Annotated in this window: 18 protein-coding genes; 12 read left to right on the top strand and 6 right to left on the bottom strand. The window is 60.3% G+C overall.

Translation table 11 applies throughout. From position 1 onward, the window contains the following. The first annotated feature begins 33 nt into the window (after positions 1 to 33). From BUC40_RS22895 to BUC40_RS12215, 12 genes are all read left to right on the top strand, one after another. Entirely contained in the window at positions 34 to 201 is a 168-nt protein-coding gene (locus tag BUC40_RS22895; protein WP_167369155.1) for a hypothetical protein, read from the top strand. Beyond that, complete coding sequence (locus BUC40_RS12265; RefSeq protein ID WP_073265985.1) at positions 198 to 1,589, top strand: undecaprenyl-phosphate glucose phosphotransferase; 1,392 nt, start codon at positions 198 to 200, stop codon at positions 1,587 to 1,589. Before BUC40_RS22895 ends, BUC40_RS12265 begins: the two co-directional genes overlap by 4 nt. A 55-nt stretch (positions 1,590 to 1,644) precedes the next feature. Further along, positions 1,645 to 2,991, top strand: a complete 1,347-nt coding sequence (locus BUC40_RS12260; protein WP_073265983.1) for a UDP-glucose dehydrogenase family protein — start codon at positions 1,645 to 1,647, stop codon at positions 2,989 to 2,991. 272 nt (positions 2,992 to 3,263) lie between these two features. Further along, entirely contained in the window at positions 3,264 to 4,412 is a 1,149-nt protein-coding gene (locus BUC40_RS12255; protein WP_073265981.1) for a glycosyl transferase family 2, read from the top strand. Positions 4,413 to 4,479: 67 nt separating this feature from the next. Then, a complete protein-coding gene (gene gmd, locus BUC40_RS12250; protein ID WP_073265979.1) occupies positions 4,480 to 5,604 on the top strand; it encodes a GDP-mannose 4,6-dehydratase in 1,125 nt (374 codons plus the stop codon). Between the two features lie 2 nt (positions 5,605 to 5,606). Next, positions 5,607 to 6,581 (top strand): GDP-L-fucose synthase, encoded by a 975-nt coding sequence (gene fcl / locus BUC40_RS12245; RefSeq protein ID WP_073265977.1) that lies wholly within the window; start codon positions 5,607 to 5,609, stop codon positions 6,579 to 6,581. Then, on the top strand, positions 6,581 to 7,042 hold the full coding sequence (locus BUC40_RS12240; protein WP_073265975.1) for a GDP-mannose mannosyl hydrolase: 462 nt from the start codon (positions 6,581 to 6,583) through the stop codon (positions 7,040 to 7,042). The genes fcl and BUC40_RS12240 overlap by 1 nt, the downstream gene beginning before the upstream one ends. Before the next feature lie 69 nt (positions 7,043 to 7,111). After that, a complete protein-coding gene (locus BUC40_RS12235) occupies positions 7,112 to 8,395 on the top strand; it encodes a hypothetical protein (RefSeq protein ID WP_073265973.1) in 1,284 nt (427 codons plus the stop codon). Then, positions 8,358 to 9,122 (top strand): glycosyltransferase, encoded by a 765-nt coding sequence (locus BUC40_RS12230; protein ID WP_073265971.1) that lies wholly within the window; start codon positions 8,358 to 8,360, stop codon positions 9,120 to 9,122. The genes BUC40_RS12235 and BUC40_RS12230 overlap by 38 nt, the downstream gene beginning before the upstream one ends. A gap of 62 nt (positions 9,123 to 9,184) precedes the next feature. Continuing rightward, positions 9,185 to 9,937: a WecB/TagA/CpsF family glycosyltransferase gene (locus BUC40_RS12225; RefSeq protein ID WP_073266256.1), complete on the top strand. Its 753-nt coding sequence runs from the start codon at positions 9,185 to 9,187 to the stop codon at positions 9,935 to 9,937. Next, positions 9,934 to 11,364, top strand: a complete 1,431-nt coding sequence (locus tag BUC40_RS12220) for a mannose-1-phosphate guanylyltransferase/mannose-6-phosphate isomerase (protein WP_073265969.1) — start codon at positions 9,934 to 9,936, stop codon at positions 11,362 to 11,364. The genes BUC40_RS12225 and BUC40_RS12220 overlap by 4 nt, the downstream gene beginning before the upstream one ends. Before the next feature lie 240 nt (positions 11,365 to 11,604). Continuing rightward, positions 11,605 to 12,399: a WecB/TagA/CpsF family glycosyltransferase gene (locus BUC40_RS12215; protein WP_073265967.1), complete on the top strand. Its 795-nt coding sequence runs from the start codon at positions 11,605 to 11,607 to the stop codon at positions 12,397 to 12,399. A gap of 859 nt (positions 12,400 to 13,258) precedes the next feature. Here BUC40_RS12215 and BUC40_RS12205 read toward each other — a convergent pair. From BUC40_RS12205 to BUC40_RS12180, 6 genes are all read right to left on the bottom strand, one after another. Next, positions 13,259 to 14,452, bottom strand: a complete 1,194-nt coding sequence (locus tag BUC40_RS12205; protein WP_073265965.1) for a polysaccharide pyruvyl transferase family protein — start codon at positions 14,450 to 14,452, stop codon at positions 13,259 to 13,261. A 1-nt stretch (position 14,453) separates the two neighbouring features. Beyond that, entirely contained in the window at positions 14,454 to 15,743 is a 1,290-nt protein-coding gene (locus BUC40_RS12200; protein WP_167369154.1) for a flippase, read from the bottom strand. 23 nt (positions 15,744 to 15,766) lie between these two features. Beyond that, positions 15,767 to 16,876 carry a nitroreductase family protein gene (locus BUC40_RS12195; RefSeq protein ID WP_083593491.1) on the bottom strand — a complete coding sequence of 370 codons (1,110 nt, stop codon included), beginning with the start codon at positions 16,874 to 16,876 and terminating at the stop codon, positions 15,767 to 15,769. A gap of 585 nt (positions 16,877 to 17,461) precedes the next feature. Next, the gene (locus tag BUC40_RS12190; protein ID WP_073265961.1) at positions 17,462 to 18,967 is read right to left on the bottom strand and encodes an ATP-binding protein; all 1,506 of its coding nucleotides are present in this window, start codon (positions 18,965 to 18,967) and stop codon (positions 17,462 to 17,464) included. Positions 18,968 to 19,276: 309 nt separating this feature from the next. After that, a complete protein-coding gene (locus tag BUC40_RS12185; RefSeq protein WP_073265959.1) occupies positions 19,277 to 19,639 on the bottom strand; it encodes a response regulator in 363 nt (120 codons plus the stop codon). 30 nt (positions 19,640 to 19,669) lie between these two features. Continuing rightward, positions 19,670 to 21,112 carry an ATPase domain-containing protein gene (locus BUC40_RS12180; protein WP_073265958.1) on the bottom strand — a complete coding sequence of 481 codons (1,443 nt, stop codon included), beginning with the start codon at positions 21,110 to 21,112 and terminating at the stop codon, positions 19,670 to 19,672. Positions 21,113 to 21,193 lie beyond the last annotated feature (81 nt).

Here is a 21,193-nt window from a genome sequence, read left to right as displayed (position 1 = left end):
GCAGGATTCGTATTTGTTGGAGGTTGGAAAACCATGCGTCGAGAGTTCAGTTTCAGGGCGCAACCCTTTCAGCAGGCGCTGATGCGCTGCACGACCCTGGGCACGCCCGCCGTAGATTTAGCCAAGGACATGTCGCCTCTCGTGCGTTCTCCGGAGGCCACTTACTTCATCGAAGATTTGCACGAGGATCGCCGCAAATGATTTCCAAACGGATAAATCCTGCTGAGAACCGCCGGGGGCTAACGTTCTGGGGCCAATGGACCTGCGCCATTACCCTGGTCAGCATGTTGCTCTGCTACCTGGTCGTACAGCGCTACGGTGATGTACCTACCGAGTACCGCCTGCTGATCGTCCTCACGGTTCTGGGTTCGGTGCCTGCTTATGGCCTGCTGCGCGTGTACCACAAGCGCCTTGGCTATCTGACCGGTCTGGCCCATCTGCTGGCCGGCTGGCTGACACTTCTTGCGGGCTTGTTGTTCATCGCCTACTTCAGCCAGAGCCTGGATCGTTTCTCCTTCGAGATCATGCGTGAATGGGCGCTGCTGGGCTTCCTGGCCCAGGCCATAGCCTTCATCCCTCTGCGCTACTTCGCTCGCCTGCATTCGGAGAAGCTGCGCAACGAGCGCGTGTCGCTGATCATCGGTTCCGGTGAGAAAGCCCACGAGCTGGCCGAGCGCCTGAGCGCCTCGAACCGTGTGCCGCTGGTTGGCCTGATCGCTTCCAGCGACGATGCGCAAACGCAGGACGGCCGCTTCCCGATTCTCGGCAAGCTGCAGGAGCTGCGTGAAATCACCGAGCAGCACGGCGTGCGTCGCGTGTACATCGCCCTGACCCTGGACGAGATCTCGCACATCGAGAAGCTGTACATCGACCTGCTGGACATGAGCGTCGACGTGGTCTGGGTACCGGATTTCGGCAGCATGCCGCTGCTCAACCAGTCGATCTCGCAGATCGAGCAGCTGCCGGCCATATACCTCAACGAAAGCCCGATCAGCTCGCACCCGGCGGCGGTATTCAGCAAGGAGCTGATGGACCGCACCATCGCCTTCCTGGCCCTGGTCGCACTGAGCCCGGTGTTCCTGGTTGCGGCGATAGCCGTGAAGCTCTCCTCGCCAGGCCCGGTGTTCTTCCTGCAGCCGCGCCATGGCTGGAACGGCGGCGTGATCCTGGTGTGGAAATTCCGCTCGATGCGCATGCATGACGACCAGAAGGTCAAGCAGGCGACCCGCGAAGACCCACGCATCACCCCAGTTGGCCGCTTCCTGCGTCGTACTTCGATCGACGAGCTGCCGCAGCTGGTCAACGTGCTGCGCGGCGAGATGTCCCTCGTTGGCCCGCGCCCGCACGCCGTGGCCCACAACAACTACTACAGCGACAAGATTCTTGCCTACATGGCACGTCACCGCCTCAAGCCGGGTATCACCGGCCTGGCCCAGGTAACCGGTCACCGTGGTGAAACCGAAACCCTGGAAAAAATGCAGCAGCGCGTGGAGAAGGACCTGGCCTACATCAACAACTGGTCGTTGTGGCTGGACATCAAGATCCTGGTGAAGACGCCTTTCACCCTGTTCTCTCGCGACATTTATTGAACGCGCCCCACTTGGCGCACGTAACGATTAACGCTCACTCAAGGAAAGTTTATCCATGAATATCACTGTCGTTGGAACCGGCTACGTCGGCCTCGTCACCGGCGCTTGTATCGCCGAGATGGGCAACACGGTTGTCTGCGTGGATGTCGATCCGAAAAAGATCGAGAACCTCAAGAAAGGCATCCTGCCGATTTACGAACCGGGTCTGGAAACTGTGGTTGAAGAGAACTTCGAGGCCGGTCGCCTGCTGTTCACCACCCAGCTGCCAGAAGCAATGGAACAGTCGGACATCATCTTCATCGCCGTTGGCACCCCGCCCGGCGAAGACGGCTCGGCAGACCTGCGCTACGTGCTGGAAGTCGCTCGCCAAGTCGGCAGCCTGATGACCCGCCATACCACCGTGATCAACAAATCCACCGTGCCGGTCGGCACCGCTGACCTGGTGCGCGCCGAGATCCTCGAGCAGCTCGAGCTGCGCGGCAAGGACATCAGCTTCGACGTGGTCTCCAACCCGGAATTTCTCAAGGAAGGCGCAGCTGTCGACGACTTCATGCACCCGGATCGCATCATCATCGGTACCGACAGCGAGCGCGCCCGCAAAGCGATGAGCGAGCTGTACGCGCCATTCATCCGCAATAACCCGCGCATCAAATTCATGGGCGTGCGCGATGCGGAGATGACCAAGTACGCTGCCAACGCCATGCTGGCCACGAAGATCTCGTTCATGAACGAAATCGCCAGCCTTTGCGACCGTCTGGATGTGGATATCGAAAACGTCCGTCTGGGCATCGGCTCCGACCAGCGTATCGGCTACCACTTCATCTACGCCGGCTGCGGCTACGGTGGTTCGTGCTTCCCGAAAGACGTCAAGGCGCTGATCAGCATCGCCCACCAGAACGATTTCGAGCCCAAGCTGCTGCAAGCGGTCGAAGCGCGTAACGAGCAGCAGAAGCAATCGCTGTTCAACAAACTCGCAGCGCACTTCGAAGGCGACCTCAAGGGCCGTACCTTCGCCGTCTGGGGCCTGGCGTTCAAACCCGGTACTGACGACATGCGCGAAGCGCCGAGCGTGGTGCTGATCAATAGCCTGATCAACGCTGGCGCCAAAGTGAAAGCCTTCGACCCGGTCGCCCGTGAAACAGCGGTGCCCGAGTTCCCCGAGCACTGGTTCAGCGAAGGTCGCCTGCAGATCGTCGACGGTCAGTACGAAGCCGCCATTGATGCCGACGCGCTGGTACTGGTTACAGAGTGGAAACCGTTCCGTCGTCCGGACTTCAAGGCCCTGAAGAAGCTGCTCAAGCAGCCAGTGATCATCGACGGTCGCAATCAGTACGACCTCAGCCAGGTCGAACGCGAAGGCTTCGACTATTACGGCATCGGCCGCAAATTAGTGAACGGCTGAGCCGCCGCTGACATGGACGTCATCATTCACACACATTTGGCCCATCCAGCTCTGCGTGCGCGTTCTACGCGCATGCAGACGCAACGCGCAGAGACCCGCTCTGCGCCGGGCCACGCTGTTTCACACCTTGCCTCTCACTGCCCGCCACCTGTCAGCACCCGCCGCGGTGCCCAATCAGGTGTGCGAAGCGGTGTCTGCTGTCTGGCGAGTGGCATGCGAGACCTGCATGCGGTGATCGGCTCCACCTTTTTCAAGAGACCGGTTTCGATCCTATGACCGAACAATTACCGACTATCGTCGTCATCGGCTACAACCGCCCCAAGAGCCTCAGCCGTTTGCTGGGTTCGTTGATCGCGGCGCAGTACCCCGAAGGTAACGTGCGCCTGGTGATCAGCCTCGACAACTCCGGCAACCCGGAGCCGCGCAAAGTCGCCGAAGCTTTCGACTGGCCCCACGGCGAGAAGCGCATCATCGCTCACCCTCAGCGCCTCGGCCTGCGCCAGCACGTATTGAGCTGCGGTGACCTGACCGAGCAATACGGCGACGTGATCATCCTCGAAGACGATCTGTTCGTTTCGCCATTCTTCTACGACTACACCAGCAAGGCGCTGCAGGCCTATGCCGACGATGCCGGCGTGGCCGGGATCAGCCTGTACAGCGTGCAGTTCAGCCAGACCGTCGACCTGCCCTTCATGCCAGTCGACGATGGCGATTCGCACGTACACTTCATCCAGATGGCCGCTTCCTGGGGCCAGGCGTGGTCGCGCCGGCACTGGCAGGGATTCCGCCAGTGGCTGGAAAGTAACGGCACCGACATCAGCCATATCGACGGCATTCCGGCGGATATCCGCGGCTGGCCTGAGTCCTCGTGGCTCAAGCTTTACACCGCGTACATCATTTCCCGGGATCTGTACTTCGTGTACCCGTTCCGCTCGCTGACCACCAACTTCGGCGACCCGGGCCAGCACTTCAACATCGCCTCGTCGCGCTTCCAGGTGCCGATTCAGCAAAAAGCGGTGGACTACAAGTTCGCTCGCCGCGAGGACAGTCTGTCGGTCTACGACGCCTATTGCGAGCTGCTGCCGGCGTGCATCAAGCGCCGCAATCCGCTGCTGGCCGACTACGACTTCACCGTCAACCTGTACGGCAGCAAGACCTGCAAAGGCCTGCAATTGACCCGTACAAACGCCCGTGGGCTGCACAATTTCGCCCTTTCCATGAAGCCCATGGAACTGAGCATCCTGCACAACATCGAAGGTGAGGGCCTAGCCCTGATCGAATCGGCCGACCTCGCCAGTGCCAGCCAGTCGCAGCAAAAGGCGGAGTACGACATCTACCGATTCTTTTACAAGTTTCCGTCGGTACGGATCATTTTTCTCGGCGTCATGGAGCGTCTGCAGTTGCTGCTCAAGCGCGCCTGATCACCGACCGTACGCAGCAATTTATTAGCTACAGCTCTCTTATCAATTGGACATCGCAGGTATTGCAATGGAACAGAAAAAAGCACTCATCACCGGTATCACAGGTCAGGACGGTTCCTACCTCGCCGAATTCCTGCTGGAAAAAGGCTACCAGGTGCATGGCATCAAACGCCGCGCGTCGTCCTTCAACACCCAGCGTGTGGATCACATCTATCAGGATCCGCATGTCGACAACCAGAACTTCATCCTCCACTACGGCGACCTGAGCGACTCGTCGAACCTGACCCGCATCATCCAGGAAGTACAGCCTGACGAGGTCTACAACCTCGGTGCACAATCCCACGTAGCGGTCAGCTTCGAAGCGCCGGAATACACCGCTGACGTCGATGCCATGGGTACCCTGCGCATCCTTGAAGCCATCCGCCTGCTGGGCCTGGAAAAGAAAACCCGTTTCTATCAGGCCTCCACCTCCGAGCTGTACGGCCTGGTGCAGGAAATTCCGCAGAAGGAAACCACCCCCTTCTACCCGCGCTCGCCTTATGCGGTCGCCAAGATGTACGCCTACTGGATCACCGTTAACTACCGCGAAGCCTATGGCATGTACGCGTGCAACGGCATCCTGTTCAACCACGAGTCGCCGCGCCGTGGCGAAACCTTCGTGACCCGCAAGATCACCCGCGGCATGGCCAACATCGCCCAGGGCCTCGAGCCTTGCCTGTACATGGGTAACATCGATTCGCTGCGTGACTGGGGCCACGCCAAAGACTACGTGCGCATGCAGTGGATGATGTTGCAACAGGAGCAACCGGACGACTTCGTGATCGCCACCGGCGTGCAGTACTCGGTGCGTGAATTCATCACCTGGTCGGCTGCCGAGCTCGGTATTCACCTGCGCTTCGAGGGCACCGGCGTTGACGAGCAAGGCATCGTCGAGCGCATCGAAGGCGACAACGCTCCGGCGCTGAAAGTCGGCGACGTGATCGTACGTATCGACCCGCGTTACTTCCGCCCTGCCGAAGTCGACACCCTGCTGGGCGACCCGACCAAGGCCAAGACCAAACTGGGCTGGACGCCGGAAATCACCGTGCAGGAAATGTGCGCCGAGATGGTTCGCGAAGACCTCAAGGTCGCTCAGCGCCACGCGCTGCTGCGCGAGCACGGCCACGAGCTGCCGGTCTCCGTGGAGAACTGAGCATGAGCGCGCTTCTTGATCAGCGCGTCTTCGTCGCCGGCCATCGTGGGATGGTCGGTTCGGCGATCGTGCGCCACCTGCAGAGCCTGGGCTACCAGAGCATCATCACGGCGCCTCGCGAAAGCGTCGACCTGGTTGATGCGGCGAGCGTGAAGCGTTTCTTCGCCGAGCAGCGCATCGACCAGGTTTACCTGGCCGCGGCGAAGGTCGGCGGCATCCACGCCAACAACCAGTACCCGGCCGACTTCATTTATCAGAACCTGATGATCGAAGCCAACGTCATCAACGCGGCCCACGAGGCTGGCGTGCAGAAGCTGCTGTCGCTGGGCAGCTCGTGCATCTATCCGAAACATGCCGAGCAGCCGATGCGTGAAGAAGCGCTGCTGACCGGTGTGCTGGAGCCGACCAACGAGCCGTACGCGGTCGCCAAGATCGCCGGGATCAAGCTGTGCGAAAGCTACAACCGCCAGCATGGTCGCGACTACCGCAGCGTGATGCCGACCAATCTGTACGGCCCGCACGACAACTACCACCCGGAAAACAGCCACGTTATCCCTGCCCTGCTGCGCCGCTTCCATGAAGCGACCCTGCGTGGCGACGATGAAGTGGTGATCTGGGGCAGCGGTACGCCGATGCGCGAGTTCCTGCACGTCGACGACATGGCTGCGGCCAGCGTCCACGTGATGAATCTGGATGAGGCGACCTATGGGGCGCACACCCAGCCAATGCTCTCGCACATCAACGTCGGTACCGGCCAGGACTGCACCATTCGCGAGCTGGCCGAAACCATCGCGCGGGTCACCGAGTTCCAGGGTCGCTTGACCTTCGACAGCAGCAAGCCTGACGGCACGCCGCGCAAGCTGATGGACGTATCGCGCCTGGCCAAGCTTGGCTGGACGGCGAGCATCGATCTGGAAACCGGCCTGCGCGACGCCTATCGCTGGTTCGTCGAGCACATCGACGATGTACGCAGCTGATGTTCCTGCCAGCCGAAACCTTCGAGACCGTGGTCGCCAGCACGCCGCTGGTGTCTATCGATCTGCTGGTGCGTAACGCGGCGGGCGAGCTGCTGCTGGGCGAGCGGCTCAACCGCCCCGCCCAAGGCAGCTGGTTCGCCCCAGGCGGGCGCATCCTGAAGAACGAAACGCTGGACGCTGCATTTGCGCGCCTGACCCGGGAAGAACTGGGCCAGGCGTTCAGCCGCGATCAAGGCAAGCTGCTCGGCGTGTACGAGCACTTCTATGACGACAGCGTATTCGGCGCCGCGCCGGATACCCACTACGTGGTCATTGCCTACGCGCTGGAGCTGGATGCAGCCCAAGAACTGCAGCCACCGAGCGTGCAGCACGGTCGCTACCGCTGGTGGCCGATCGATGAGATGCGCGATGAACCGCGCATCCACAGCAACACCCGCGATTACTTGCAGGCGCTGTACTAGATACCTCGCAAGCCACGCCTACGCGGCGCCGCTTGCGAACCACGACAATTTCGATATGGGAAGGCGAGCTTGTTCAAGCAACTCCTGGCATACCGCAATCTGCTGCTGATCTTGTTTGTCCTGAACTCGGCCTGTTTCTTTCTGACCGACGACAAGAAGGCTGGCATCCCCTACCTGCGCGAGCTGTGGCTGCTCGGCATCCTGGGTTGCTCGGCGGCGCTGTTCCTGGTCTGGAAGCGCATCTACCAGTCCAAGACCAGCCTGTGGATCATCTTCATGGGGCTGGTGTTGCCGGTCGTCTCGGCGATCATGGCGGAGCTCAACTTCGACCAACCGTTCATTTATGGCCTGCTCGAAGAGCGTCGTAGCTTCGCCTACCTGGTGTTCTTCCCCGCGCTGTACCTGATGATCAAGACATCGCCGACCCAGAAGCACCTGGAGACCTTCTTCCTGTACTCGGGCCTGGCCTGCGCCTTCGTCGGCTACTGCTACTTCTTCAAGATCATCCCGGAAAACAGCGGTGTGTCCTTTACCATGGACGCCAAGGACGCCGGCAGTGCGCTGCTGCGCCCTGATCGCTACCGCATCGGCTCGAGCTACGTGACGATCTGCGCGTTCATGCTGATGTACAGCATGAAGGATCGCATCTCGCTGCCGAAGGTCTTCACCCTACTGTTCTTCGCCTCGTACCTGTGGCTGGTACTGCAGACTCGCCAGACCATGATCATCTGGTGCTTGGCTGGTCTGTGGATCTTCCGCGACCGTCTCGACTCGCTGCTCAAACTGGGCCTGTTGGCCGCGACCATCCTGGTGGCCTCGTTCGCCATATTCCCCGAGTTCTACTACGAGCAGTTCGACAAGTTCCAGGCACTGCTGGACGAAGCCACCACGGGCCCAGGCGTGCGTGACAACACCACGGCGATCATTCTCGGCGCGGTGGCGGACAACATGTACATCGGCATGGGCTCGCTGTCGCTGCAGTGGAAAGGCGGCTTTGGAGCGCTCTACAACGAGCATTTCTACCTGTCGGACGTGGGCATCGTCGGCGTGTACTACCGCTACGGTTTCCTCACCCCGCTGATCGCGCTGATCTTCTACTTCGGCTACCTGCGCGTCATGAAGCGATGCCCCGATAAGGGCCCGCTGCTCAGCGCCTTCCAGCTGATCTTCTGGTTCCAGATGCTCAACATGTTCCTGTCCAACTCGATGATGTATGGCGGCGATGTTCTGGGCATCGGTGCCGCCTGTTTCCTGTACTTCTCCCGCGCCTATGCCGCGCAAGAATCCCCGACTCGTGAGATCAGAGGCACACGCCATGACCCAATTCAGTATCGTAACCATCAACTGGAATAACCTGGCGGGGCTCAAGCAGACCTACGAGAGTGTGGCTGCCCAGACCTACCGCAACTTCCGCTGGATCGTCGTCGACGGTGCCTCCACCGATGGCGGCGCCGAGTGGCTGGCGACAATCGACGAGCCCTACGCCGAGATCACTTCAGAGCGCGACAAGGGCCTCTACGACGCCATGAACAAGGGCCTGATCAAGGGATCGGCGACCGAGGGTTACACCCTGTTTCTGAACAGCGGCGACTTCTTCTACGACGAAAACGTGTTGCAGAAGGTTGCCGATGCTATTGAACGAGCGCCCGCCAAGCCGCGCTACGTGTACGGCGACTATCACCTGCAGGATGCCACCGGGCGTCTGACGCCGGCCAAAGCGAAGAAGATCGAGCACCTGGTGCTGGGCATGCCATCGAGCCACCAGGCCATGTATTTCGAGAACGAGCGCCTGCGCCACGTGCGCTTCCGGGACGATTTCAAGCTCTCGGCGGACTACTGCATGATCGTTGAATTCCTCCAGGGCCAGGATCACAAACGCGACGTGCTGAAGATCGATTCGCCGCTGTGCATTTTCGACACCACCGGGGTTTCCACCAGCCGCCGCTTCGACGCGCTGAAGGAAGACATGCGCATTCGTCGGGAGGTCATGAAACTATCGCCGTTGCACAGTATCTCTTTGTATGTCCTGCACTACGTGCATACCCACAGCAAATTGCTGAAAGCGGCTTTGGGCAAATGAATCGCGAGCAACAAGAGTCGTTGCCCGTCCGTGATACGCGCAAGAAGCACGAAGAGGTGTTGATGAAGGCCTTTGACATCGAGTTCTACGCTGGCACCAAGGATCGCCTGATCGAGGACTTGGTTGAGCACAGCACCGACAAGTACAGCTATATCGTGACGCCCAACGTCAACCATGTGGTGCAGCTGGAAACCGACCGCGACCTCAAGCGCGCTTATGCCGTGGCCCGCCACCGCATCTGCGACAGCCGCGTGTTGTTGCCCCTGCTGCGCATGCTCAAGGTGCCGGTCGAGGATGCCATCCCAGGCAGCACCCTGACCGCCGACCTGATGAATATCGCTGACGAGCGCGCCTGGAACGTTACCATCATCGGCTGCGAAGACGATGACATCGCGCGTCTGCGCGAGCGCTTCGCGCACGTCACCTTCCATCACCACAATCCGCCGATGGGCTTCATCGACAGTGACGAAGCGGTGCAGGCTTGCCTGTCGTTCGTCGTCGACCACCCATCCAATCTGGTGGTGTTGTCGGTGGGTTGCCCGCGCCAGGAAATCCTCGCGCACAAGATCTTTGAAACCGATCAGGCAGTCGGCATTGGCCTGTGCGTCGGCGCTTCGATCAATTTTCTGTCCGGCAAGCTGCAGCGCGCCCCGATGTGGATGCAACGCTACTCGCTGGAATGGCTACACCGTGCTTATACCGAACCTCGCCGACTGGTAGGCCGTTACGCGCGTGACGCGTTCCTGATCCTGCCGATCCTGCTCAGGGAATTCAAACTTCGGCAATCACTCTTCATGGGAGGAGCTCCACGATGATTCCTGTCATTCTTTCCGGCGGTAATGGCTCGCGCCTGTGGCCGCTCTCGCGTCAACTCAACCCCAAGCAGTTCCTGCCCATTGCTGATGACTCGCTGTCCATGTTGCAGGCGACCATTCGCCGCCTAGACGGCCTCAAGGTCAGCCAGCCGTACCTGATCTGCAACGAGGAGCACCGTTTCCTCGCCGCCGAGCAGCTGCGAACCTTGGGTATCGACAACGCCAGCATTCTGCTCGAGCCGGTTGGCCGTAACACCGCGCCAGCCGTTGCTCTGGCTGCAATCAAGGCACTGGAAAAAGAGCACGACCCGGTGCTGCTGATTCTCGCTGCCGACCACCTGATCAAGGACGTCGACGCGTTCCACCGCGCCGTCGAAACCGCACTGCCCTTCGCCCAGGCCGGCAAGCTGGTGACCTTTGGCATCGTGCCGACCCACGCCGAAACCGGTTACGGTTACCTGCAGAAAGGTGAAGCGGCTGGTGAAGGCGGCTTCCGCGTGCAGCAGTTCGTCGAAAAACCCGACAGCGAAACCGCTGAGCGCTACCTGGCCTCCGGTGAACACTTCTGGAATAGCGGCATGTTCATGTTCCGCGCCAGCCGTTACCTGGAAGAACTGCAACGCTGGCAGCCGGAGATTCTCGAAGCCTGCCGCCGCGCCACTGCGCAGAGCGAAGAAGACATGCACTTCGTGCGCATCGGCAAAGAGCAATTCGCCGCCTGCCCCGAAGACTCCATCGACTATGCCGTGATGGAAAAAACCGAAGACGCAGTGATGGTTCCCCTCGACGCCGGCTGGAGCGATATCGGTTCCTGGTCTGCCCTGTGGGACGTCAGCGACAAAGACGCCGACGGCAACGTGCACAAAGGCGATGTGCTCAGCCACGACAGCCGCAACAACTACGTGCACGCCGACTACCGCCTGGTGACCACCGTGGGCGTCGAAGACCTGATCATCGTCGAGACCAAAGACACCATCATGGTCGCGCACAAGGACAAGGCCCAGGAGGTCAAGCGCATCGTCGAGAAGCTCAAGCAGGAAGAGCGTGGCGAATACCTCAACAACCGCGAGGTTTATCGTCCGTGGGGTATGTACGACTCCATCGACAATGGTGCGCGTTATCAGGTCAAGCGCATCACCGTGAAGCCGGGTGCCAAGCTGTCGGTGCAAATGCACCACCACCGTGCCGAGCACTGGATCGTGGTCAGCGGCACGGCTCAGGTGACCAATGGCGACGAGACCTACATGGTCACCGAAAACCAGTCGACCTACATCCCGATTGGCCAGATTCATGCATTGGAAAACCCGGGCATGATCCCGCTGGAACTGATCGAAGTGCAGTCCGGTACTTATCTGGGCGAAGACGACATCATCCGCTTCTCCGACAACTATGGTCGCGTCAAGGAACTCAAGGTTTCCGCTGCCTGATACCAGGCCAGCGCCGTTGCTATCCGAGACCGGTGCTGGCCACGCTCACCGGGGCCCTGCTGGGCCCCGCCGCCGGGTGGTTCGCCACCCCTCCACTGGTATCGCCAGTTCACGACCGATGAGGCAAGGAGCGCCTTTCATTTCGCCGCTAAATGGATTTTTACAAGAACAAGCAAAGCGCGAAGCCCATGTGAACAGACTCCGGATAACTTTTTTACTTTCCGAAAACGAGGCTCGCCCGTGAAAACTTCTCAACTCCTGTACGACCCAGTTATTCACAAACTGAAGTTGCTGGAAGAAGATGATGTGACACCGCTGCTCGACGAGCTGACAACCCCCGAGAAACCCACCATCGTTGGTTTTCTCAACCAGCATGGTTACAACCTGATCCAGCAGGACAAGCGCGCCCGTCGCCACTTCCTGCAGGTCAACTACCTGCTGCGTGACGGTATCGGTATCAAACTGGCCTGCTCGCTCAACGGCTTGGAGCCCGGCGCCAACCTCAACGGCACCGACTTCATTCCGGCCCTTATCGATCACGCCCTGCAAAGCGAGCAAAGCGAGCGTTATCAGTTGTTCGCCATGGGCACCTGCGAACCGTGGACCGAAGAAGGCGCCAACGCGCTGTTTGGTGACCGCGACTTCCACGCCATCGACGGTTTCCAGCCGACTGAGCGCTATCTCGAGTTCGTCGAGGAGCACCTTGAGCCTGGCAAGATTCCGCTGATCGTGATGGGCATGGGTATGCCACGTCAGGAAGAAGTGGCGGTCAAGCTGCAGCGCCAGCTCAAGCGCCCTGCCCTGATGGTCTGCGGCGGCGCGATTCTGGATTTTGCAGCCCAGCGTTTCAACCGCGCCCCTGCAGCGTTTCGCAAGATCGGCATGGAGTGGGCCTACCGCCTGCTGATGGAGCCGCGCCGGCTGTTCGCCCGCTATGTCATTGGCATTCCGCAGTTCTTCTACTACATCGTGCGCAATGGCCGCGACAGCCAGGTGGCTATCAGAGAGCAAGGCGCTTACGACCGTAAATCCTGAGGTCGACGACTGCAGAACTAAAACGCCCGGACGAGTAATCGTCCGGGCGTTTTTTGTGCTACGCGGAATCTCAGGAAAGTTACCCTTGGCACTGGACTGGCAAGTACGTGGTCGTTTCCGATGGCTTGGCACTTTCCGTTATCCCGCCGCCTGGCCGGATGGGTTTCGCCCCTTACGGGCGCCTCACTTTCTTTGCTTGTGCAAAGAAAGTGAGCAAAGAAACACACCCCTACATACGGCCCCGGCTGCGCCGGGGTTCCCTCGCTCCATCACCACTCCAGGGGCACGCCGCGAAGGGCCATCCCTGGCCCATCACGGCTCTCGCGACATCCATGTCGCTCAACCCCTTACGTCGTGATTCCACTCGGCCTCCTGAAGGGGACCATGTCGCGAGCTTGCGACATCTGCGCAAGATCAAAGTCGGTTGCGTTTGGCTTTTGCCCTTAAGGCGCGATCTCACAGACGACGCCCAAGTCCCCTTCAGGAGGCCGAGTGGAGGTGTTGCGTAGGGGAACGAGCCGCATGGATGCGGCGAGAGGCTTAATGGGCCAGGGATGGCCCATTAAGCCGGCCCCCGGAGCGGCGCCGGAGCGAGGGAAGTTGAGCGAAGCGAAACCCGGATGTCGGGGTGCCCTTCTTTGGCACACCTTTCTTGGGCAAGCAAGAAAGGTGTGGCGCCCGTAAGGGGCGCAACACAAAGGTTCAGTAAACGCGGTAATGGATAGTGCGAAGCCAGTATTTAATATGCATACAAACTTGCCAGTCCTGCATCAACCAGGCGTTCCCCTACAGAACGAGGAGCCTTTATCTGGCACGCTGGAAAAGGCGACGCAGCGGATGCTGCATCGCCCTTATCCGTTTAACGCCCTGCTGCCACCGCAACCGGCTTCTCGCTGCGTACGCTGCGGCCCTGCTCGATCAGCGCGAACACTTCGTTCCACATGGCCTGGGTACGGCCCTTGAGCTCCGCAGAATGGGCGTTCAGGCGATCAGACAGCGCCTGCATCTGCACCGGATCAGTGAGGTTGTCGAGAGCACGGTTCAGCTCTTCGTCGCTCAGGTTGATGTCCAGCACGCCTTCGGAGAAACCGTAGTCGGCGAACAGCATCTGGTACTTGTGGCTCCAGCCGGTGGCGAGCGACGGCACGCCCTGAGACAGCGCGCTGACCAGGCCGTGGAAGCGGCTACCCAGGGTACCGCGGCAAGCGCCGAGGATGCCCTTGATGGCCAGAGGATCGGTTTCACGCAAGATCGGCAGGCCGCCTACCGCTTTGGAAACCTGCTCGGCCAGGCGCGCATCGCCCTCGCCTTCATGGATCAGTAGAAACGGCTTGGCGCCACGTTCTACAAGTGCCTTGGCAGCGCGTTCCAGGAACGGCGCATAGCCCTTGGCGATGCTGTCATTGGTTTTGTCCAGCATGCGGCAGTTGGGCACCAGGCAGATCTGATGCACCTCGGGGTCGAAATAGTCCGGCACCGGGCCTGAGATCAGGTTGGTGAAGTCCGGCGCGATCTTAATGTTGTCGCGCTCACCAACGATCTCGGTGAGGTAGTCGTAGGAGATCTGCTCGCGGGCAAAGATCAGGTCGCAGTTGTCGACGAAGGCCTTCACCGCTTCACGGCTACGCGGGTCGCGGAACGGCCCGAACGCCTGCGGCAGCAGAATGACCTTGGAGCCCTGCTTCTTCCAGCGTTTGCTGGAGCGCGCCAGCTCTTCGGAGAGGTCCGGCCCCCACTGGTCGCTGTAGGCGAAACCGGCAGCGTCCAGCACCACATTGATGTCCTTGTCGAGCACGATGCCGTACTGCTCGCGGATACCGGCCGGCACCAGCCCTGCCAGGTCACCGAAGGGGATGCCTTTGCGCCACAGCCAGGCCTTCTGATACAGCCCCAGAGACGCACGGTTGAAATAAGGATAAGGGCTATTGGCCCGGCCTGGCTCCATCACTACCTTGGCAGCGGGCAGGTTCTTGCGCACTTGCTGCAGGGCAGCGTGCAGCATCAGTGCAGCCCCCTTGTTGACGAAACCGGCTTTGCGAATCTCGACGTACATATCACGTTCTCCTGAATTCACGAATCAACTGGGGCACGCTAATGAACACGTGCAGGAAAATACTCTTGGTCATCATGATGAACAGCGGCCGCGTCTTGCGTGACAGCAGCAAGCTCACGTAACCGGCGATGGAATAGGAAATCAGCGTCGCCCACGCGGAGCCGACCACACCGTGGCTTCTGATCAAGAAGTAATTGAGCACGATGTTGCTGAGCGCGCCGAGACCCTGGGTGACCAGGGAAAAGATGAAGGCTTCTTCGATGATGATCCACTTGCTGAACAGCGCGCGCATGAACACGAAGGTAGCGGCGAAGATATGTACAGCCAGCACCGGCCCGGCATCGGCGTACTGCTGACCGTACAACAGATTGACGATCCAGTCGGAGAGGAAGAACACCACCACGGCCAGCGCGAAGGCCATGAAGAACAGCACGTCCAGCGCCACCTGCATGAAGCGGTTGTAGCCGGCGGTGTCGCTCTTGTGCAGATCGATCATCTTAGGAAAGACCGAAGCCATGAGAATGGTCGGGATCAGGTACCAGGCCTCGGACAGGCGCGAGGCCGCCGAATACACACCCACGGCGTATTCGCCGAGCATGTACTGCAACATGATCTGGTCGACCTTCAGGTAGATCACCGCCGACAGCGAGCCCAAAAAGATCAGGAAGCTTTTCTTGAGCAGTTGCTTGCCCAGCGGCCAGGAAAAATCGAAGCGGAAATCGCGCTTGAGCATCACCGCGTAGCAGACAAGGATCACCGAGGTGATCATCACCACCACCACGTGGGCAAGGGCGATGTACACCAGGCCGGCGCCTGCGACGGCCAGAATCATCTTCAGACCATTGCCACCGAGCTGACCGACGAAGCCGGCCACCGCCGCATACTTGGCTTGTACCCGCGCCTGGAACCAGTCGATGAGCATCTCGAACGGGGTGAAGAACAGCGCCAAGGCGGTGAACAGCAGCACCAGAAAATTCTGGTCGTTGCCGAACAGGTAGGTGCCCATCATGATCACGAAGGCGATCACCGAGCAGCCCACTTTGATCATGAACACCGTGGAGAGAATCTGGTCCTCGTTGTCCGGGTTGCTGCGTAGCTCCTTGACCACCAGGCCAGTGAGCCCCAGGTGCACGACGATGCTGAGCAAGCCCAGCAACGCCAGCGCGTAGTTGAGGTAACCGAAGTCCTCGGGGCCCAGATAGCGCGCCAGTACTACGGTGGTCGCCAGGCCGATGGCCAGCATCAAGAACTTCTCGGCCAGCATCCAGCCGGAATTGAGGAGGTACTTCATGCCCTCCTGGACACGCGAGGCACTCATCGAGCAGGCGACTCCAGGCGCATGTAACTGCGGGCTTCCTCCAGCGAGAGTTTCTGCGAGTACGGCACCAGGCCCGTGTCGGCGGCATAGCCCAAGGAAATGAACATCACGATGCGCTCATCTGGATCCAGCTTGAGCAGCTTGGCGGCGGCCTCTTCGCGCTCGGGAATATCCGGCCAGTTGATCGAGCAGGACGACACGCCCTGGGTCTCCAGCGCGAACATGAAGGACATCGCGGCCAGCGCGCCGTCGATGTAGATCACGTGCCGGTCACGCACGTGCGGGTAGGCACGCAGGCGGCCAACCACGGCGACGATGGCCGGGAAGTTGTGATCGAAACCAGCCACGCCCATCGGCAGGCGTGACGCCTGGGCCACGGACGCTGGATCATCGAACACCACGAAGCGATACGGTTGGCGGTTACAGGCACTCGGCGACTGCACAGCGACTTCCACGGCCTTGTCGATCACTTCACGCGGTACTGGGCGATCCTGCTGGTACCAACGTACCGAGCGGCGCTTCATGGCCAACTGACGCATGGCGGTGAAGTCGACGCTCGGCGCGCTCACGTCGGCTGCGAACGGCACACGCTCGGCATCCGGGTTGCGCAGGGTTTCCGGCGAGCCACTGGGGCGCTCGAACCGCGCGAATTTCTCACGAGCGCGGTTGAGCACCGGGTGATCGCCAGTCACGGAGAAGTATTCGGCGAGCACGTCATGGGCCCAGCTGACTTCGTCGCGATCGACGTTGCCGTTGAGCGATGCGATGTAGCTGTCGACCGTATCGTTGATGTAGTCGAGGGCGAACACTTGACGCCGCGGCTGCATGATTAGGCCTTTCTCGATGCGGTGCACGGCACGGCGCAGAAAGTAGTTCACCGGCTCGGCACCGGAGAGGTTCTGCTCATGCTGCAGATGGCCGACTACCACCGCATAGGCTTCCCGGTCGAACGCCGAGGAGAAGAACGAGTAATGGAAACGACGCAACATGGCCGAGCGCGACAGCGCCCGGATCCAGCCCATGGCGAGTCTCTTCTGCAAGGTCTTGAGGTTATCGATACTGTCCCGCGGCAAGACCTTCTTGAGGGATTCCTTCAACATTTTCATAGGCTGTGATTACCGTTCAATGGTTAATATCTCCCCCACAATCGCCGTAACGGTACGGCGACACTTAATTGATGGACGCTGGCAGTTCTAAGAACCTGTTCAAAGTCTGCTGCGCGTCGGCACTGCGGCGTTAAAAACAGGCTCGGACTGCTCATTTACAGCTCGTAAACTCCGCGTCCTCGCCTGTTTTCGTCTTGCATTGCTCTAGCTCGCGAGACTTTGAACAGGCTCTAAGCCGAACCACAGGCATCTGCACACCAGCCAATGCTTATCGAGGCGGTGCAGGCTGCAGCATCCCCTTCCTTTGGCAACCACCCGTCTGGCGTCTGTCTACTCGCGAGAGTGCAGAGCGAAAACGGTATCTGGTGCTGCAACGGTTCGACATCCAACCCGGTGCTTCGAGGGTGTTGGAGGCGGCGCTCTGGGGTGCCGCTAATCGTTGTCAGGGTTTAGGACTACGGAGCAACGCTTTGATTCCACATCCGCATGCTTTGCGTGAAAAAAGTTGCTGAGAGCCCGGCGCAGTGCACCTGAGCGATGCACCGGCAGCGCTCGCGCACTGCCAGAAAGCACTACAGAAAGACCTCAGCCCTGCACGGCCAGCATGTCGCCAAGGGTCTCGCTCAACTCACGCATGGAGAACGGCTTGGCGATGCTTCTGAGTTCCGGCGCTAGCGCCAGCTGACCCACATCGGCTGCCGCAGCGACTAGCAGCACGGCCAAAGCAGGCTGCCGACGCGCTGCCGCTTCGGCCAACTGAATACCGCTCGTGCCAGGCAGGCTGACGTCGGTAATTAGCAGGTCGAATGCTTCAGCATCCAGCAATTCGAGCGCGGCCTGCGGGGCGGCCGCATTGACCAGCTGATAGCCACGCTCGGAGGCGACCTCGGCAACCAGCAGGCATACCGATGAATCGCCCTCGACGAGCAGAATGCGCGCCTGCGGCCCACTACGCGGCAACCCACTCACCGGTTCCTGGCTTGCCATGCCCGGCTTATCGACGACCGGTAGGTACAGACGCACAGTGGTACCGATGGCCGGCTCGCTATGAATAGTCACCTGCCCGCCACTCTGCCGCGCGAAGCCGTGCACCATGGAAAGCCCCAAACCACTGCCCTGCCCGACGGACTTGGTGGTGAAGAACGGATCGAAGACCCGCTCCAGGGTGTCGCTGCTCATGCCCTCACCGGTATCGGCCAGGGCGATCAGCAGATAACGCCCTGGCAGCAGATCAGGCAGTGCCGCGCAGGTCTCCGCCGTCAGGTCGACGACCGAGGTATGCAGGTCGATGCGCCCGCCATCGGGCATGGCATCACGGGCGTTGACGGCCAGGTTGAGAATCGCGCTCTCCAGCTGCCGCGCATCGGCCAGCACACGCACTGCGCCATGCTGGTAGTCGCCACGCAGCTTGATGCCTTCGCTGACCGAGCGGCGGATCAAACCTTCCAGCGACTCCAGCAACGGCCCTACCTCGATGGGCAGCGCTTCCAGCGGTTGGCGATGGGAAAGGGTCAGCAGCCGCTGCGTCAGCGCACTGGCGCGGTCGGCGGAAATGCTGGCAGCCTCGATGAAACGCGGCAAGTCAGCGAAACGCCCCGCCGCGACATGCCGTTTCATAATATCCAGCGCGCCGATAACGCCGGTGAGCATGTTATTGAAGTCGTGCGCCACACCGTCGATCACCGACTCCACCGCATCCATACGCTGGCTTTGTTGCAACGCCAGCACCTCTTCACGGGAGCGCAGTTCGGGGCTGTCGGCCGCATTGCGGTCGAGCAGCATCAGCAAGCCGCTGCACAACGCGCGCGAGGTGAAGGGTCGTTCAACGATCAGGGAGCCAGGTAGCGCCACGTCACCATCGACAGTGGCTGCGCCCAGCAACAGGATCGGAACACTCACCTGCCGCAGGCCTGTTAGCAGGGATTCAGCGCAGCCGGCGAGCACCCGCTCGTCGAGCAGTACAGCGTCTATATCGTCGGTAAGCGTAGTGAGCAGCGCTTCAGCGCTGCCGCAAAAGACATGGGTCGCATCAAGAGGCGTAAGCAGTGGCAACAGTTCACTGGCTTGCTCGCTGCAGATCAGGATGCGCATGCCGAACAACCCCCTCGAATCTCTGCGCCTGCATACCCAAAAGACGTTATTTGGTAAGTGCTGAAGTACAAGCGAACGACCGCCAGCAACCTGACCTTCACGGCCAATGAAATGGGCCTCTCAGTATTCACCGAGGTACGCCCTACTGCTTCATCCATGGGATTTCTGCTCTGATAACCGAGTTCGCCGGAGCGCATTGCGGCGCCATTTGGCGTGCGCAACGTTCGACCTTTACGGCGTGTAGGCGTTCAGCAGATAAAAGCAGGAAAAGAGTGCGCTGCCGGCAGCAGCGAGAGGCAGGTGAAGAGATCAGCTCGGACCGATCAGTTCCTTGACCTTGGCGATGACCAGATTGATGTCGAACGGTTTGTCGAATACTGCCGCGAACAGCTCGGGGCTGGCGCGCCCAACACTGCCCTGAGCGCCACTCATCAGAATGATCGGCAACTCAGCGAGACCCGCCTTGGCCCGAATTGCACGGGCGAACTCCAGACCATCCATCACCGGCATCATGAAGTCGGTGATGACCAGCTCGGGGCGCTCGCGGTCGAGCACCTCGAGGCCGCGGCGACCGTTGCTCGCCTTCACCACCATGTAACCTTCATCTTCCATGGCATAGCCGAGAATATCCGCTATCAGGTATTCGTCGTCGACTATCAGGATGGTTGTCATAGGTTTTCTGCTCGGTCAGGCACACATGGCTCAGGCGTCCTGCGCAGGGACGGCATTGCCTGACAGCGCACCAGCCGCATGTCTGAAGGCCTTGCTGAGTTCAATACCATGATCACTGATGACCACTTCCAGGAGCGAGGGATCGTAACGGCTGTCCCTCATCTTAAGGATGGACAGAAGGCGCTTTAGTTCAGCATCTTTTTCCACGAAACGCATGAGGATCAGGTTGTCGACGATGCTCGACAGCTCCGGTGCCGGGGCGTTGATCTCGGCGGCGAACAGGTCGCGCATTTCCCAGGTCGCGAACACGGTAACGCCCATCGCCCGCAGCTGGCTCATCAGCGCGCTGAAGAACTCGATAAGCCGTGCGCTGCCAGTGGCAACGCGGGCCATGCCGCCAAGGCTGTCGATATGCAGACGCTTGATGCCCTTCTCACGCACAGCCTTGATGACCCGTGCACCCAAACCGTCGAGCAGCCCCTCGGTAGTGGGCTGCCACATGATGTGCAACGCGCCACACTCCTCGAGCACCTCCAGGTCGATGCCCAGCGCCTTGGCCTTGAGGCGCAGACGCTGCGGCGTTTCGTAGAAACCGAAATGCAGGCCCGGTTCTTCCACCGTCGATTGGGCGAGGAAGTTCAAACCGAGGGTGGTCTTGCCAACGCCTGCAGGGCCCATGATCAGCGTCACCGACGAAGCGGACAAACCACCACCGATCAAACCATCCAGGCTTGGTATGCCGCTGGGGACATGCTCCAGGGTGATGCTGTCAGGCTGGCTCGGGTGGCTGTACAGGCTCTCCAGACGCGGGTGAACGACCAGCCCGTCATCGGTGATTTCGCATTCGTGCAGGCCGGACAAGGCGCCGCTGCCGCGGGTCTTGCGCAGGTGGATACGGCGCACCGACCTGGCGCCGAACAGCTCTTCACCCAGCTCGATCACGCCATCGACCATAGTGTGCTCGGGGCTGCCGTCGTCCAGCCGCGAGCTGGTCAGGAACAGCACCGTGCAACCGGCAAAGGCCGCGTGCCCCTGCAGCTCGGAGATGAATTTTTTGGTGTCGATCTGGTTCTCTGCCTTGGAGCGGGCGTTAAGCAGACCATCGACGATCAGCAGCGTGGCTTTCTGACGGCTGATTTCGCGCCGCAGCAGCTTGACGACCTCATCGAGGCCCTCGTTCTCTAAGGTATCGAATGCGCTGACGAACTGGATTTCCGCACCGACCTTGGACGGGTCGAAGAAGGTCATCGTGGAAAGGAATTGAAAGAGCCTTTCATGAGATTCGGCCAGCAGCGTGGCGACCAGTACCCGGCCGCCTTCGCGCACGTGATTGAACGCGACCTGGTTGGCGAGAATCGTCTTGCCAGAGCCGGGGCGCCCCTGAACGATATAGGATGCACCGGCCACCAGACCGCCCTTCAATAGAGCGTCAAGACCCTCGATCCCACTTTGCAGGCGTTGTAGCTGTTCCAAGATCTGGCGTGCCTCAGTCGAAATTACGCAAATATGGTCTGGGCTGGAAAACTCACTGCCCAAACGCCGTAGCGCTGGCTG

The organism is Phytopseudomonas punonensis, assembly GCF_900142655.1.
Lineage (GTDB): Bacteria > Pseudomonadota > Gammaproteobacteria > Pseudomonadales > Pseudomonadaceae > Aquipseudomonas > Aquipseudomonas punonensis.
The sequence above is the reverse complement of the archived record's forward strand: the minus strand, read 5'-3'. Positions and strand labels throughout refer to the sequence as shown.

Excerpts from the sequence above, each read along its gene's own strand:
- BUC40_RS12190 (WP_073265961.1), bottom strand. The coding sequence starts at position 18,967 with ATGCGCATCCTGATCTGCAGCGAGCAAGCCAGTGAACTGTTGCCACTG.
- fcl (WP_073265977.1), top strand. The coding sequence starts at position 5,607 with ATGAGCGCGCTTCTTGATCAGCGCGTCTTCGTCGCCGGCCATCGTGGG.
- BUC40_RS12220 (WP_073265969.1), top strand. The coding sequence starts at position 9,934 with ATGATTCCTGTCATTCTTTCCGGCGGTAATGGCTCGCGCCTGTGGCCG.
- BUC40_RS12260 (WP_073265983.1), top strand. The coding sequence starts at position 1,645 with ATGAATATCACTGTCGTTGGAACCGGCTACGTCGGCCTCGTCACCGGC.
- BUC40_RS12205 (WP_073265965.1), bottom strand. The coding sequence starts at position 14,452 with ATGTACGTCGAGATTCGCAAAGCCGGTTTCGTCAACAAGGGGGCTGCA.
- gmd (WP_073265979.1), top strand. The coding sequence starts at position 4,480 with ATGGAACAGAAAAAAGCACTCATCACCGGTATCACAGGTCAGGACGGT.
- BUC40_RS12265 (WP_073265985.1), top strand. The coding sequence starts at position 198 with ATGATTTCCAAACGGATAAATCCTGCTGAGAACCGCCGGGGGCTAACG.
- BUC40_RS22895 (WP_167369155.1), top strand. The coding sequence starts at position 34 with ATGCGTCGAGAGTTCAGTTTCAGGGCGCAACCCTTTCAGCAGGCGCTG.
- BUC40_RS12225 (WP_073266256.1), top strand. The coding sequence starts at position 9,185 with ATGAAGGCCTTTGACATCGAGTTCTACGCTGGCACCAAGGATCGCCTG.
- BUC40_RS12230 (WP_073265971.1), top strand. The coding sequence starts at position 8,358 with ATGACCCAATTCAGTATCGTAACCATCAACTGGAATAACCTGGCGGGG.
- BUC40_RS12255 (WP_073265981.1), top strand. The coding sequence starts at position 3,264 with ATGACCGAACAATTACCGACTATCGTCGTCATCGGCTACAACCGCCCC.
- BUC40_RS12200 (WP_167369154.1), bottom strand. The coding sequence starts at position 15,743 with ATGAAGTACCTCCTCAATTCCGGCTGGATGCTGGCCGAGAAGTTCTTG.
- BUC40_RS12195 (WP_083593491.1), bottom strand. The coding sequence starts at position 16,876 with ATGAAAATGTTGAAGGAATCCCTCAAGAAGGTCTTGCCGCGGGACAGT.
- BUC40_RS12185 (WP_073265959.1), bottom strand. The coding sequence starts at position 19,639 with ATGACAACCATCCTGATAGTCGACGACGAATACCTGATAGCGGATATT.
- BUC40_RS12240 (WP_073265975.1), top strand. The coding sequence starts at position 6,581 with ATGTTCCTGCCAGCCGAAACCTTCGAGACCGTGGTCGCCAGCACGCCG.